10 protein-coding genes are annotated in these 14549 nt (G+C 73.4%); 5 read left to right on the forward strand and 5 right to left on the reverse strand.

Going from position 1 to position 14549, the window contains the following annotated elements:
* Nucleotides 1-58 precede the first annotated feature (58 nt).
* Entirely contained in the window at nt 59-1105 is a 1047-nt protein-coding gene (locus ACFRFH_RS15810) for a phosphotransferase (protein WP_382463952.1), read from the forward strand.
* A 31-nt stretch (nt 1106-1136) separates the two neighbouring features.
* Here ACFRFH_RS15810 and ACFRFH_RS15815 read toward each other — a convergent pair whose 3' ends face one another.
* Complete coding sequence (locus tag ACFRFH_RS15815; protein WP_382463953.1) at nt 1137-4448, reverse strand: UvrD-helicase domain-containing protein; 3312 nt, start codon at nt 4446-4448, stop codon at nt 1137-1139.
* A gap of 16 nt (nt 4449-4464) precedes the next feature.
* A complete protein-coding gene (locus ACFRFH_RS15820; RefSeq protein WP_382463954.1) occupies nt 4465-7596 on the reverse strand; it encodes an ATP-dependent helicase in 3132 nt (1043 codons plus the stop codon).
* A 107-nt stretch (nt 7597-7703) separates the two neighbouring features.
* Here ACFRFH_RS15820 and ACFRFH_RS15825 point away from each other — a divergent pair, with 107 nt between their 5' ends.
* Together ACFRFH_RS15825 and ACFRFH_RS15830 are read left to right on the forward strand one after the other, a co-directional pair.
* Nucleotides 7704-7928, forward strand: a complete 225-nt coding sequence (locus ACFRFH_RS15825) for a DUF3107 domain-containing protein (protein ID WP_382463955.1) — start codon at nt 7704-7706, stop codon at nt 7926-7928.
* 9 nt (nt 7929-7937) lie between these two features.
* Nucleotides 7938-8240 carry a hypothetical protein gene (locus ACFRFH_RS15830; protein ID WP_382463956.1) on the forward strand — a complete coding sequence of 101 codons (303 nt, stop codon included), beginning with the start codon at nt 7938-7940 and terminating at the stop codon, nt 8238-8240.
* Nucleotides 8241-8347: 107 nt separating this feature from the next.
* On the opposite strand, the gene ACFRFH_RS15835 is transcribed toward ACFRFH_RS15830, so the two are convergent.
* A complete protein-coding gene (locus ACFRFH_RS15835; RefSeq protein WP_382463957.1) occupies nt 8348-9061 on the reverse strand; it encodes a ferritin-like fold-containing protein in 714 nt (237 codons plus the stop codon).
* 123 nt (nt 9062-9184) lie between these two features.
* Between ACFRFH_RS15835 and ACFRFH_RS15840 the strand changes: the two genes are divergently transcribed.
* Nucleotides 9185-10678: a DEAD/DEAH box helicase gene (locus ACFRFH_RS15840; protein ID WP_382463958.1), complete on the forward strand. Its 1494-nt coding sequence runs from the start codon at nt 9185-9187 to the stop codon at nt 10676-10678.
* 75 nt (nt 10679-10753) lie between these two features.
* Here the strand turns inward: ACFRFH_RS15840 and ACFRFH_RS15845 are convergent, their stop codons facing one another.
* Both ACFRFH_RS15845 and ACFRFH_RS15850 read right to left on the reverse strand, forming a co-directional pair.
* A complete protein-coding gene (locus tag ACFRFH_RS15845) occupies nt 10754-11941 on the reverse strand; it encodes a hypothetical protein (RefSeq protein ID WP_382463959.1) in 1188 nt (395 codons plus the stop codon).
* A gap of 50 nt (nt 11942-11991) precedes the next feature.
* Nucleotides 11992-12858 (reverse strand): PHP domain-containing protein, encoded by an 867-nt coding sequence (locus ACFRFH_RS15850; RefSeq protein ID WP_382463960.1) that lies wholly within the window; start codon nt 12856-12858, stop codon nt 11992-11994.
* Nucleotides 12859-12891: 33 nt separating this feature from the next.
* Between ACFRFH_RS15850 and ACFRFH_RS15855 the strand changes: the two genes are divergently transcribed.
* Nucleotides 12892-14451, forward strand: coding sequence for an aminopeptidase P family protein (locus ACFRFH_RS15855; RefSeq protein ID WP_382463961.1), 1560 nt, complete (start codon nt 12892-12894; stop codon nt 14449-14451).
* The last annotated feature ends 98 nt before the right edge of the window (nt 14452-14549 follow it).

Raw genomic sequence — 14549 nt, forward strand, 5'->3', positions numbered from 1 at the left:
GAAAGATGCGGGGCGTGGCGGAACGGCTCACGCGCGGAAGTCCATTTAGCCTAGGTGCATGGCCAGATCCCCTCTCACTCTAGCCGCGCTGGCCAGCTCGGCCGTGCCCGACCTGACCGTCACCGGAACCCGCGCGCACACCGCAGACGGCGCCGGCGAGTTCGACGCCGCCGTGCTCACCGCGGCCGACGGGAGCGCCCGCATCGTGCGCCTCCCGCTCACCCAGGCGGCGGAGACCGAGCAGAGTTCCGACCTGGTCGCGCTGCGCGCGCTCACCACCGGCATCCGCAGCCGCCTCCCGTTCGACGTGCCGACCTACCTCGGCCAGGCGCCGGTCGGCGGCACGCGCGCCATCGTCTACGACTTCCTGCCCGGCGAGCACGTCGCCGTGGAGGACGTGCCGCCGGGCGACGGCCTCGCCGGGTCGATCGGCCACGCCATCGCGGCCATCCACACCCTGCCGACCAGCTTCGTCGGGGAGGCCGGCCTCCCGGTCCTCTCCGCCGCCGAATGTCTCTCCTCGACCGCGGCGCTGATCGAGTCCGCTGCCACCACGGGCAAGCTGCCTGCGGCGCTCCGCGACCGCTGGCGCGACGCCGTCGCGGACCACTCGGTGTGGCAGTTCCAGCCCACGGTCATCAACGGGGCGCTGACCGCCGACTCCTTCCTGGTCGAGGGCGAGTCCGTCACCGGCGTGCTCGGCTGGTCGGCGCTGCGCGTCGGCGACCCGGCCCGCGACCTGCACTGGCTGCTCGCCATGAACCCGGACGCCACCGACGGCGCGCTCCTCGCCTACGCCTCCGCGCGCCAGGTCGCCACCGACCGGCAGTTCACCCAGCGCGCGATGCTGTACGCCGAGCTGGAGGTCGCCCGCTGGCTGCTGCACGGCCGCGAGCTGCGCGACCAGAGCATCGTGGACGACGCCGTGCAGATGCTCGACGGCCTGGTCGACCGCGTGCACAGCAACGCGGTCACCCCGCTCTCGACGGCCACCGGGCCGATCATGGCGATCGACGACGTCGAGGCCCTGCTCGACCGCACGCCGGGCGACCGCGCGTCGGTCCGGCCGGGCGGCATGCGCCCGGTCGACGACCAGGCCGGCTGAGCGCGGCCGTGCTCGAGCGGGAGTGCGGCGCCTAGGCGCCGCGCACTCCCGCCCACAGCTGGACCAGCTCGGCCTCCGAGTACAGCCGCTCCGGACGGACGACCCGGTCGTCGGCCACGAAGTAGAAGACGGCGTCGATGCGGGCCGGGTCGACGCCGGCGTGCTTCGCGTAGGCGAGACGGTAGAGGGCGAGCTGGAGCTGCTTGCGCTCCAGGTCGGCGGCGTCGCGGGGGGCCTTGCCGGTCTTCCAGTCGACGATCTGGACGTCGTGGCGCCCATCGTCCACCGCGTACACGGCGTCCAGCTTGCAGACGACCACCTGGCCGGCGAGCGTGACGTGGATCTCCAGCTCCACCTCTGCGGGAGCCCGGTCGGCCCACTCGCTCGCGGCGAAGGTCGCCTGCAGCTCGGCCAGCGCCTCCGCCCCGAGCAGCTCACCCGCGGGATCATCCAGCTCGGCGACCGTCGCGTCGAGCGCGTCCGTCGCGCCGCCCGCCACCCCATAGCGCTCCTCCACCCAGCGGTGGAACAGCGTCCCCAGCCGGGTCTGCCGGTAGGGCCGCTCCGGCATCGGTCGGCGGAGCTGGGCGGCGACGGCGGCGGGGTCGCTGACGAAGTCCTTGAACCGGGAGGCCGGGATGCGCGCGGGCAGCTCCACCAGGCCGTCCTCCGCCTCGCGTCTAGCGCGCTCGGCGAGCAGCAGGTCGACGTCGAGCGCGTACACGCCACCGTCGCCGGGGCCGTGCTCGCGGGCGGCCTGCACCGCCGCCGCCGCGGCCTCCACTCTGGTGCGTCGCACGCCGAGCGGATCGAGCGGCCAGAGCACCGTGCGCGACTCCGGCGCCAGCGGGTTCTCGTCGGGCTCGTCGCACGGCGGGAAGGCGTCCTCCGGCAGCAGCCCGGCCTGCTGCAGCTCCAGCAGGTACGCGCCGGGCGACCGCGGCCGGGACTGCGTCGACCAGTAGGAGCCGGTCAGCAGCAGGCTGTGCCGCGCGCGCGTGACGGCGACGTAGATCAGCCGGCGCTGCTCCTCCAGGTGGCGTGCCACGTTGGCGGCCTCGAACGCGGAGATCCCCTCGTCCACCTGCTTCTGGTCCTCGGCGTTGCGCCACGGCAGCACCGGCAGCTCGGCCGAGTCGCCGCGGAACTCGTTGGGGAGCTGGCCGAACGCCAGCCAGCCGCGCTTGCTCTGCGGCGGGCCGGGGAGCTCGCCCTCGACCAGGCGCGGCACCGCGACGACGTCCCACTCCAGGCCCTTCGCGCCGTGGATGGTCAGGATCTGCACCGTCCCCGGCTCTGCGTCCTCGCTGCGCGGCGCCAGGTTGTCGCGCTGCTCGGCCTCCGCCAGCCAGGCCAGGAACGACCCGAGCGTGGCCCGGTCGTCGCTGGCGAGGTACGACGCCACCTGCTCGGCGAAGGCGTCGAGGGAGGCCTGACCGAGCTGGGCGGACTCGTTGGCGGCGACCTCGATGTCGAGCCGCAGCTCCTGCTGCACCAGCGTGACGAGGTCGAGGAGGTCGAGGCCGGCCCGCGAGCGCAGCCGGTCGAGCTGCCCGCCCGCCGCGCGCAGCCGCTCCAGGCCGGTCGCGCTGAAGTCGTCCAGCTGGCCGTGGCCCTCCGGCGCCTCCACGACGAAGTCGAGCGCGTCGACGAGGGAGGCCGACTCCTCCGCCACCACCGAGCCCCGCAGCCGGTCGCGCACGTCGGGGTCGAGCGTCTGGAAGCGGTGGTCGCGCGCGGCCAGCCAGCTCGCCACGCGGCGCAGCGCAGCGATATCCCGGGTGCCCACCCGCCAGCGCGCCCCGGTCAGCAGCCGGATCAGCTCGGAGCCCGCCGTGGGGTCGTGCATGACCCGCAGCGCGCTCACCAGGTCGGCGATCACGGGCTGCTCCAGGAGGCCGCCGAGTCCGAGGACGTGGAAGGGCACCCCGCGCGCCGCGAGCGCCCCGGTGAACGCGTCGATCTTCTTGATCGAGCGGCAGAGCAGGGCGGCCGAGGGTGGCATGCCCTGCGCATCCCGCTGGGCCAGCCGAACGCGCAGCCACTCGGCGATCGCCGCCGCCTCGTCTTCGACGGTCTGCCCGAAGGCGTGGTCGAGCTCGCCGGCGATCGCGCCCGGCCGCGGCTGAAGCTGCTCGACGTGCACGGGAGAGTCGGCCGAGAGCGGGGCGACGAGCGCGTTCGCGGCATCCAGCACGCTCGTCGGGTTGCGCCAGCTCGTGCTGAGCGCGAAGGCGGCCGCGCCGTCCGTGCGCCCGGTGAAGTCGAGGGCGAACCGGCCGAGGTTGGCGGCGCTCGCGCCACGCCAGCCGTAGATGGACTGGTGCGGGTCGCCCACCGCCATCACGGCCTGGTCGAAGAACAGCGCGGACAGCAGCCGGGTCTGCACGACCGACGTGTCCTGGTACTCGTCCAGCAGCACGACGCGGTAGCGGCGGCAGTAGTCCGCGACGACCTCCGGCAGCCGCTCGCACACCGCCAGCGCGAGCGCGACCTGGTCGGAGTACTCGACGAAGCCGCGCCGCCGCTTCTCGTCCGCGAACCGCTCGGCGAGGTCGAGCAGCGGGGGCAGCGAGCCGACCGACGCCACGGCGGTGCGGACCGACGCGTAGGCGTCCTTGACCCGCCCGCTGCCAGTGGGCAGCTCGATCAGCCGGCCGAAGCCCTCCACCATCCGGTGCACGTCGCGGGCGTCCGCCACGTTCTCACTGAGCGCGCGGCTGAGGTCGAGGACGGCGGTGGTGACCGCGTCCACGCTCTTGTCGAGCTCCACGAGCCGCTCGTCGTCGCAGCCGACGACGACGCGACGGGCGAGCTGCCAGGCGGAGGCCTCGCTGAGGATGGCCGACTCGGGCTCCCGGCCGATCAGCAGGGCGTTCTCGCGGAAGATCGCATTGGCGAACGCGTTGTAGGTCGCGACCTCCGGCGCGTCGAACGGATCGAACACGACGTCGGTGAGTCCGGAGGCCGCGAGCTGCTCGATGCGGCGCCGGATGCGCTCGGCGAGCTCGCCGGCCGCCTTGCGGGTGAAGGTCAGGCCCAGGACCTCCGGCACCCGCACCAGCCCGTTGGCGAGCAGCCAGACCACGCGGTTGGCCATCGTCTCGGTCTTGCCGCTGCCCGCGCCGGCGACCACAATCGCGGGAGCGAGCGGCGCCTCGATGACCGCCTGCTGCTGCGGCGTCGGCCGCGGGAGGCCGAGCGCGTCGGCGATCTCGGCCGCGCTCAGGCGGCGGGCGGGGCGCTGCGGCTCGGTGGCCTCGTCCGCCGCCGCGAAGGCCAGCTCGACCAGATCGAGGCCGGGCTGGTCCTCGGCGAGCTCCAGGAGTCCGTCGTCGTTCATTGTGTGCCCTTCGCTGTCATGCGCTGACCGCCGGGACGAGATGGATGCGGTACCCGTAGGCCGCGTGCGGGTCGCGGTCGCCCAGGTCGACCACCCCGGCGAAAGTCGCCCCAGCCATGCCCTCGGCCGCCTGCGCCACGCGCTCCTCCAGCCGGACGAGCGCCTCCGCGTCGACGCGCTCCTGCACGACCTCGCGGTAGGCCTTGCCGCGCACGCCCTTGGCCACGAACAGCAGCTTCGCGCCGCCCGGCGGCAACTCGGCCGCCTCCACGGCGCCGTGCTCCAGCGCGAGCTGGTACACCCCGAGCTGGGCGTGCGACGCCGTCTCCGCGGCCGTCGGCACCGTGCGCCCGGTCTTCAGGTCGACGATCACGACCGTGCCGTCCGGCGTCTCCTCGACCCGGTCGATCTTTCCGCTGATCCGGGCCCGGCCGAGCTCGAGCTGAAACTCGCCCTCCGAGCCGAGCAGGCGGCCTCCCGCGCGCCCGAAGTCGCGCAGATACTCCGACACTCCGGCGACGAGCCCGCGCGTGCGGCGGCGCTCGCGCTCCTCGATCCAGGGCGACTCGAACTGGAGCTGCGCCCAGCGCCGCTCGATGCCGGACCAGAGCACGTCGACGCTGGTCTCGTCGGTCGCGGCGGCCTCCTCCATGACGGCGTGCACCACGGTGCCGATTCCGGCGGCGAGTCCGCTCGGTGAGGCGGCCATCTCGTCCACGAACCAGGCCAGCGGCGACTTCTCGAACGTGCCCAGTCGCGACGGCGAGACCTTGACCCGCGCCTCCGGGTCGTCCAGGTCGATCAGCGGCTCGGTGGTCGACGGCTCGGCGAGGCCGTACCAGTCGGCGGGATCGGCGCCCTCCACTCCGGCTTCGGCGAGCCGGGCGAGGGCGTCGGCGGCGTCGGGCGAGCCGGTGGTCACCAGCCGGCGGCGCAGCCGGCCGACCATGCCGCGCAGCGACAGCGGGTGGATGCCCGGGTCGTCGTCCTCGACCGCGAGCTCCGCGGCGAGCCGCAGGAACGGCGAGGGCTGCTCGTCGTCGTTCGCGGTCGCGGTGAGCAGCACCTGGCGCCGGGCGCGGGAGACCGCGAGGGCGAACATCCGCAGCTCGTCGCTCAGGACCTCCGCCCGCTGGTCGGCGGTGTCCCTGCCGTCGTCCGCGGCGTCCGCGCGGCGGCCGGCGACCGCGTCGTCCAGCTCCTGCGGGTGCAGCAGCGAGCCGCGCAGCCGCAGGTTGGGCCACACGCTCTCCTGGAGGCCGGCCACGGCGACGACGTCGAACTCCCGGCCGACCGTTGCGCTCGGCGTGCACACCAGCACAGCGTCTCCGGTCGTGCGGGCCGCGAGGGTGTCCTCCGGCACCTCGGCGCCGAGCAGCTCGATCACGAAGTCGGAGGCCGGACGCTCGGGCGAGCGCTCCACGAAGCGCCTGGCCGCGGTGAACAGGGCGACGACGCCGTCGAGGTGGCGGTCGGCCTCGTCGGCGACGATCCCGGAGCGCTCGGACTGCTCCAGCCACCGCTTGGCCAGGCCGCTGCGCTCCCAGGCGTGCCAGAGCAGCTCCTCGATCGTGCTGCCGGCCGCCGCCTTCTCGCGGCCGCCGCGCAGAGTCTCGGCCAGGCGCGCGGCCCTGCGTGCGGGCGACGAGTCGATCGTGGCGAGGTTCGCGGGCGTGGCGAGCGCTTCGACCAGGAGGTCGTCGCCCGCCCGGTTGCCGTCGCCGGCCAGCTCCTCCTGACGCAGCGCGAGCCGCAGCCGCCGCAGACTGATGGCGTCCAGGCCGCCGAACGGCCCGAGCAGCAGCTCGGTCGCCACGACCGGGGTCAGCTCGACCGCGCCGAGGGCCACGCCCGCGATGGTGATGAGCTGCCGGGCGGCGTAGTCGTCGCGCAGCGGGCGCCCCGCGATGCTGGTCGTCGTCGGGACCTCCGCCACGGCGAGCGAACGGGCGAGGCCCGGGATGTGCGCGCCCGACCGCACCACGACGGCCATCCGGTTCCACGGCACCCCGTCGATGAGCCGCCGCTCGCGCAGCAGCCGGGCGAGCCGCGCCGCCTCGGCCGGAGCCGACGACGCCTTCACGACGACGACCGCCGGGCCGGCGTCCTCCGGCTGCTCGCGCCCCGCGACGGCCACGCGGTGCACGCCGGCGGCCGCCGCGCCGATCCGCTCGGTCACGCGCGAGGTCAGCTCGCGCAGTGCGGGGGTCTGGCGGTGGGCGGTGCCGAGCACGACGCGCGTCACGGGCACGCCCAGTCGCGTTCCGAGCTGGCCGAGCGCAGCGACTTCCGCGCCGCGGAACGTGGTGGACGCGACATCGGGGTCGCCGAACGCGATCACGGCGATGCCGCGCGCCGCCACTGCACGCAGCAGCGCGATCGTGGCGACGGTGGCCTCCTGGAGGTCGTCGACGAACAGCGCCTTGAGGCCGTCGAGTGAGCTGCCCTCGGCGACGACGGGCACGGCGGAGGCGATCAGCTCGGCGGCGTCGACGTAACCGCCGCGGAAGCTGTCGAGGACGTTCTGGTACTCCGCGATGAACCGGCCGGCCGCGCGCCACTCGTCGCGACCGGTGATCGCGCCCAGCTCGGCCAGCCGCGACGGCGACACGCCGCGCTCGGCGCAGCGGCCGATGAGCTCGCGCAGCTCGGTGCGGAAACCGCGCAGGATGCGCACCTCCGGCCCGAGCGAGGCAGGCCAGACCGGTCCGCCGCCGTCCTCGAGGTGTCCGGCCAGCAGCTCGGCGATGATCTGGTCCTGCTCGCCGCCGGTCAGCAGCCGCGGCGGCTCCCAGCCGTTGCGCCTGGCCTGCTCGCCGGAGAGCTGGAAGGCGAGGGAGGTCGCCGTGCGGGCCAGCGGGCCGGGCGTCGGAACGCCGAGCCGCAGCGAGATCCGGTCGCGCAGGGCGGTCGCTGCGGCGCGGGAGGCGCTGAGCGCGAGCACCTCCGAGGCCGCGTAGCCGCGCTCGTGCACGCGTTCGGCGATGGCCTCCACGAGCGCGGTGGTCTTGCCGGTGCCCGGCGCGCCGAGCACCGCGGCCGATGCGCCGTCGGGCAGCGCGAGCACCGCGCGCTGCGCGTCGTCGAGCGCGACGGCGGGGCCACCGGCCGCGTCGTCGACGCGCGGACGGAAACCTCGGGTGGACATGTCTTCACGGTAACGGCGTCCGCCGACAGAGAACGCGACCGGAGCCCGCGAGCCGCGTGCCGTAGTCTGAACTCGCAACCGCCGGTCTGATTCGAAAGGCACATCCCGTGGAGATCCGCATCGGAATCGTCAACGCCCCCCGCGAGCTCAGCTTCGAGTCGGCCCAGTCGGCCGAGGAGCTCACCGAGCAGATCCAGGCCGGAATCAGCAGCGGCACGGGCATCCTCACGCTCTCGGACGACAAGGGCCGCGTCTACATCGTCCCCACCGCGGGCATCGGCTACGTCGAGGTCGGCACCGAGGAGTCGCGCCGCATCGGCTTCGTCGGCTAGATTCCCAGCGTGGAACTGCTCTTCGTCGCGCTCGCCGGCGCCATCCTCGGCCTCGGCGCGCGGTACCTCCTGCCCAACCGTCACACGCATGGCTCCGTGCTCATGCCCGCGCTGGGCGTGAGCGTGGCGTGCATCCTGTGGGTCGCCCTCACCTGGGCCGGCCTGAAGTGGAACGGCGGCTGGATCTGGTGGATCACCCTCGTGGGCACCGGCGTCGTCGTGGTCGTGGCCGACCTCGTGATCGGCCGCCTGCGCACCGCCCACGACGCCAAACTGCTGCACACCCTCACCCGCGGCGCCGTCGCCCGCTGACGCCCCTCCCGCGACAACGGAGGACATCCCGGCCATCCCGGCCGGCAACTCCTCCGTTGACTGCTCCGCGCGGGCGTGTCGCGACGGATCTCCTCCGTTACCGACGCCTACGCAGTCAGGCCCAGAGCGTCCATCCGGCGCGTGTGCGCGGCGATCAGCTCGGTGAAGATCGGCTCGATGCGCTCCTCGTCAGCCGCCCGGTTCCCCGACAGGTGCAGTGCCGAGCGTGCCACCAGGAGCGTGTCGCCGACCAGCCTGCGACCCCACATCGCCAGCCGCGACCCGAGCTGCGGGTCGACGGCGATCTCACCGCGCAGGACCTCCAGCAGACCCTCCTGACCGGAGTCCGCGCCCAGGAGCTGCGCGATCCGCGGGCCGACGTCGCCCGGCAGGCCGCCGGCGAGCCGGATGAAGAAGTCGTCGAGCAGCCCGCCCGCCATCAGCGCGGCCAGCAGGGTCTCGCGCCAGTCGGAGCCGACCAGCAGCGCACGGAAGCCCTCGATCTCCTCGGCGAACGGCCGCATCACGTCCGCCGGCTCGTCGCCGCGCCGGCGGATCTCCGCGACGATGCCCTGGTGCTTGGAGAGCGCCAGCCCCGCGGCGCCGGAGACGACCTCCTTGGCCGAGAGTGCGTCGGTGTCGGCGGCGACCCGCGACAGCGTCTGGAACTGCTCCAGCTGCAGGTACGCCGCCTGCCCCAGATACGGCAGCAGGTCGGGCATCACCTCGTGCAGATCGACGCGGACCGTCGCCGGAGGCGTCCTCGGGCTGAGGCGGGGCAGCTCGACCGTGGGCCGGCGTCTGGTGAACCACGTTGACACGTACAGCAGTGTAACGGGGAGGTCCAGTAAGCTTGTGGTGCCGTCGGCGCAGGATCGACGGCCCTACGCCTGCGACGAGAACAGGGCGTGGAACTCACCTTTCGAACCGACAGGCACCCTTACGTGACTTTCTCTGAACTCAACATCGACCAGGACATGGTGGACGCGCTCGCCTCCAAGGGCATCATCGAGCCGTTCCCCATCCAGACCCAGACCATCCCGCTCGCCCTCGCCGGCCAGGACATCATCGGCCAGGCCAAGACGGGAACCGGCAAGACCTTCGGCTTCGGCCTCCCGATCATCCAGCGCCTCGGGCTCGACCCGGAGCCCGGTGTGCAGGCGCTCGTCGTCGTCCCGACCCGCGAGCTCGCCGTCCAGGTCTTCGAAGACCTGGAGCAGGCCGCCTCCAACCGCCCGACCGCGGTCACCGCGATCTACGGCGGCAAGGCCTACGAGGGCCAGATCGCCCAGCTCAAGGCCGGCGCGCAGATCGTCGTCGGCACCCCGGGCCGGCTGCTCGACCTCGCGGGCCAGCGCCTCCTGAACCTCTCCAACGTCAGGGAGATGGTGCTGGACGAGGCCGACAAGATGCTCGACCTCGGCTTCCTCTCCGACATCGAGAAGCTGTTCGCGCAGACCCCGGCGACGCGTCACACCATGCTGTTCTCGGCGACCATGCCCGGCCCGATCGTCGCGCTGGCCCGCCGCTTCATGACCCGCCCGATCCACATCCGCGCCAGCGACCCCGACGAGGGCCAGATCCAGGCGAACATCAAGCACCTCATCTACCGGGCGCACTCGCTCGACAAGGACGAGGTCGTCGCCCGCATCCTCCAGGCCGAGGGCCGCGGCAAGACCGTGATCTTCACGCGCACCAAGCGCGCGGCGGCCAAGCTGGTCGAGGAGCTCGGCGACCGCGGCTTCAACACCGCGGCCGTGCACGGCGACCTCAACCAGGAGCAGCGCGAGCGTGCGATGGCGGCGTTCAAGGCCGGTAAGAAGGATGTGCTGATCGCCACCGACGTCGCCGCACGCGGCATCGACGTGGACGACGTCACGCACGTCATCAACCACACCATCCCCGACGACGAGAAGACCTACCTGCACCGCGCCGGCCGCACCGGCCGCGCGGGCAAGACCGGTATCGCTGTGACGTTCGTGGACTGGGAGGACCTGCACAAGTGGGCCCTCATCAACCGCGCCCTGGAGTTCGGCCAGCCGGATCCGACCGAGACCTACTCGTCGTCGCCGCACCTCTACAGCGACCTCGACATCCCCGAGGGCGCGAAGGGCCGGCTGAAGTCGACCCCGGCCGTCAAGGCCCCGGAGACCCGGGACGACGCCCGCCACGACTCCACCGGCCCCGGCGCGCAGGGCGACGGCCGCTCGCGCAACCGTCGACGCCGCACACGCACGGGCGAGGGCGCGACCGCGCAGGGCGCCGGAGCACAGGGCTCCACCGCTCCCGCCGCGTCGACCGACGCCGGCGACGACACCAAGGCTCCCGCGGCCGGCACGCACGACGGCGGCGGCTCGCAGCACCGCGACGGCAACAGCGCCCCGCGCCGGCGTCGCCGCCGCTCCCGCGGCGGCTCGGCCCCGACGCCCGCGAGCTGACGCGCACCTCATCCAACTGACAGAACACGCCGCCTGCCGATCACGGCAGGCGGCGTGTTCTGTCAGGTAGGTGGCTCAGTACCAGTTCGGGTTGTGGCTCATCTCGAAGTTCCAGGCGGCGCAGGGCGACCCGTACGCGCGGTTGATGTAGTCGAGGCCCCAGTTGACCTGGGTGTTCTGGTTCGTCATCCAGTCGGATCCGGCCGAGGACATCTTGCTCGCCGGCCACGCCTGCGGGATGCCGTAGGCGCCGCTGGAGGTGTTGTACGCGTCGGCGCGCCAGCCGGACTCGTGGTTCCACAGCGAGACCAGGCAGCCCATCTGGTCCTGTCCCCAGCCGAACGCCGAGAGCCGGCTCGACGCGTAGGACTGCGCCGCAGCCGGGTCGACGTTCATCCCGGGCGGAGGCGCGAAGCCGTCCGCGCTGCCACCGGTGTTGGCCGCGGATTGTGCGGCGGCTGCGGCGGCTGCGGCGGCTGCGGCCTGCGCGGCGGCGACGCCTGCGGCGTACTGCTGCTCGACGGTCGCGGCGGTGTTCTGCAGGGACGCGAGCTGCGCGTACAGCGTGGTCGCATGCTGCTTCTGCTCGGCGAGTTTCGCGTCGGCGGCGGCCTTGGCCGCCGTGGCGACCTGCAGCGCCTGCTGCGCATCCTTGTCGAGCTGGTCGCGGATCTTCTGCGCGGCGGTGGCCTGCGCGCTGAGGGCGGCGGCGACGTTCTTCTGCGCGGCGGCCTGAGCGAACAGCCCGGAGGCCTGGTCGGCGAGCTTGGAGACCGCGCCGAGCTGGTACAGCAGCGACGGCTGCGTGCCGGTCGTCGCCGCGGCGGTCCCGCCCGGCGCGCCCGCGCCGCCGAGGAACAGCCTGATCGACACGTCCGAGGTTCCTGACCGGGTGAGCTGGGCCGCGAACTTGCCGCTCTCCGCCCGCAGCTCGTCCGACCGCGCAGCGGCCGCCTGGGCCTGCTGGCCGAGGTCCTGCGCCTTGGCCGTCGCCGCCGTGAGGGCGGCCTCGGCCTTGCCGTACTCGCCGAGGCGCTTCACCGCCAGGTCGCCCGCCGCGTTGGCGTCGGTCTGCAGCGATGCCAGGAGGCCGTTGATGCGGTCGACCTCACCCTGGGCCGCTGCGGCGTTGGCCTTGGCCGCCTGCACGTCGCTCCAGGAGGGGTAGTTGTCCGCGCTCGCGGGAGCCGCGACACCCGCCACCGTGAGGGCGCCGATGAGCGCCGCCACTGCGACGGAAGACGTCCAGAGCCGTCGAGACACACGTACCTCGCTTCCCGATCCCCGCGGACCAGGCTAACGGGTGGTCGCGCTCATCCGTAGAAGGGCGCCGCGCCTGTCGCTTCTTCGATCATCAGCTCCACCACGGCAGGATCGGTGGTGTTCTCGCCGAGCCGGTTGGGCTTGCCCGCCCCGTGGTAGTCGCTGGAGCCGGTGATCCGGAGGCCGTACTTGGCCGCGTAGCCGCGCAGCACCGCCACCCCCTCCGCCCGGTTCTCGCGGTGGTCGAGCTCCAGCCCGAACAGCCCCGCCTTCACGAGCCGGCGCAGCCGGTCCTCGGGGATCACGCCGCGGCTGCTGGTCGCCGGGTGCGCCAGCACGGGCACTCCCCCCGCACCCCGGATGAGCCGGATGCCGGTCGCCGGGTCGGGTGCGTAGTGCGGCTGGAAGTAGCCGCTGCGCCAGTGCAGGATGCCGGCGAAGGCGGCGCTGCGGTCGGCGGCCAGCCCGCGGGCGACGAGCGCGTCGGCGATGTGCGGACGCCCGACGGTCGCACCCTCCGTCGCCTGCGCGAGCACGTCGGCCCAGGTGATCTCGTAGTCCTCGGCGATGCGGCGCACCATGTCCTCCGCGCGGCGCATGCGGCCATCGCGGATGCGGCGCGTCTCGGCGACGAGCGCCTCGTCGGTGGGATCGAACAGGTAGGCGAGCATGTGCACGCTGGCGAACTCGATGCGGGTGGAGAGCTCCATGCCGGGGATGACCGTCACGCCGGCCTCCGCTCCCGCCGCCGCTGCGGAGGCCCAGCCGGCGGTCGAGTCGTGGTCGGTGATGGCGATCGTGCCGAGCCCGGCGGCCGCGGCGGCGCGCACCAGCTCGGCGGGGGTCTCCGTGCCGTCCGACACGCTGGAGTGCGTGTGGAGGTCGACGGGACCGCGGAACCGTCGCTCATCAGCCATGCCCACCATCCTAGGAGTGGAAGAATGGTCGGCATGTCGTCCGAGAACACCACCGCGCCCGCCCCCGCCACGGGTCCCACCTCCGCCACAAGCGAGGACGCGCCGCGCGCCACTGCGAACCGCTCCACCACCCCCGGATCGGAGAACTTCCGCGAATACATCGGCAGCAACTGGGCCGAGCGTCCGGAGATCCCCCCCGGCGCCCGCGTGCAGGCCGATTACGCCGCCGCCCGCCGCGCCCGCGTCTCCGAGCTCTTCCCCGGGCAGCGGCTGATCATCCCGGCCGGGCGTCTCAAGCAGCGCTCCAACGACACCGACTACCCGTTCCGCGCGCACTCCGCGTTCACGCACCTGACCGGCTGGGGCTCCGACGCCGAGCCCGGCAGCGTGCTCGTGCTGGAGCCGCACGACGGCGGCCACGTCGCCACCCTCTACTTCCGCGAGCGCGCAGGCCGCGACTCCGACGAGTTCTACGCGAACCCGGAGATCGGCGAGTTCTGGATCGGCCCGCGCCCCTCGCTCGCCCAGGTCGCCAGCGACCTCGACCTCCCGACCCGCGGCATCGCCGACGTGGAGGCCGTGCTCGCCGCGGTCGACGCCACCACCCTGGTGCTGCGCGAGGCCGACCGGGAGCTGACCGACCGGGTGGACGCCGCCCGCGTGGTACTCGCGGCCGAGGCCGGCGCGGAAGCCGGGGCATCCGTGTTCGACCCGGAAGACCACGCTGAAGACGACCGCCTCGCCCGCGACCTCTCCGAGCTGCGCCTCGTCAAGGACGCCTACGAGGTGGCCGAGCTGCGCAGCGCCATCGCCGCGACCGCCGCCGGCTTCGACGACGTGGTCGCCGATCTGGCCCGCATCGTCACGCACCCGCGCGGCGAGCGGATCGTGGAGGGCGTCTTCAACGCGCGCGCCCGCCTGGACGGCAACGCGGTCGGCTACGACACCATCGCCGCCAGCGGTCCGCACGCCTGCATCCTGCACTGGACCCGCAACGACGGCCCCGTCGTCCCCGGCGACCTGATCCTGATCGACGCAGGGGTGGAGGTCGACAGTCTCTACACCGCCGACATCACCCGCACCCTCCCGATCGACGGCACCTTCACCGAGACCCAGCGGCTGGTCTACGAGACGGTGCGGGAGGCCGCGGACGCCGCGTTCGCGATCGTGCGCCCCGGCATCCGCTTCCGCGAGATCCACGCGGCCGCGATGGCCGTCATCGCCCGCCGCACCGCCGAGTGGGGGCTGCTGCCGGTGACCGCCGAAGAGGCGCTGCAGGCCGACAACCAGCACCACCGCCGCTACATGGTGCACGGGACCAGCCACCACCTGGGGCTCGACGTGCACGACTGCGCGCAGGCCCGTCGCGACCTCTACCTCGACGGCGAGCTGGAGCCCGGCATGACCTTCACGATCGAGCCCGGCCTGTACTTCCAGCCGGACGACCTCACGGTGCCGGAGCGCTTCCGCGGCATCGGCGTGCGCATCGAGGACAACATCCTCGTGACCGCCGACGGCGCCGAGAACCTCTCGATCGCCCTCCCCCGCACCGCCGACGACGTCGAGACCTGGGTAAGAAACCTCACCCGCTAACCCCCACCCCCGCGCACTCTCCACCGCCGAGGGGCACGTCGTTGTCACTTTTTGGTGGGGAAATTGTAAAACCCGTGCCCCCCGCAGGCGGTTTGGCG

The sequence above is a fragment of the Leifsonia sp. NPDC056824 genome (assembly GCF_042789575.1).
Classification (GTDB): Bacteria; Actinomycetota; Actinomycetes; order Actinomycetales; family Microbacteriaceae; genus Leifsonia.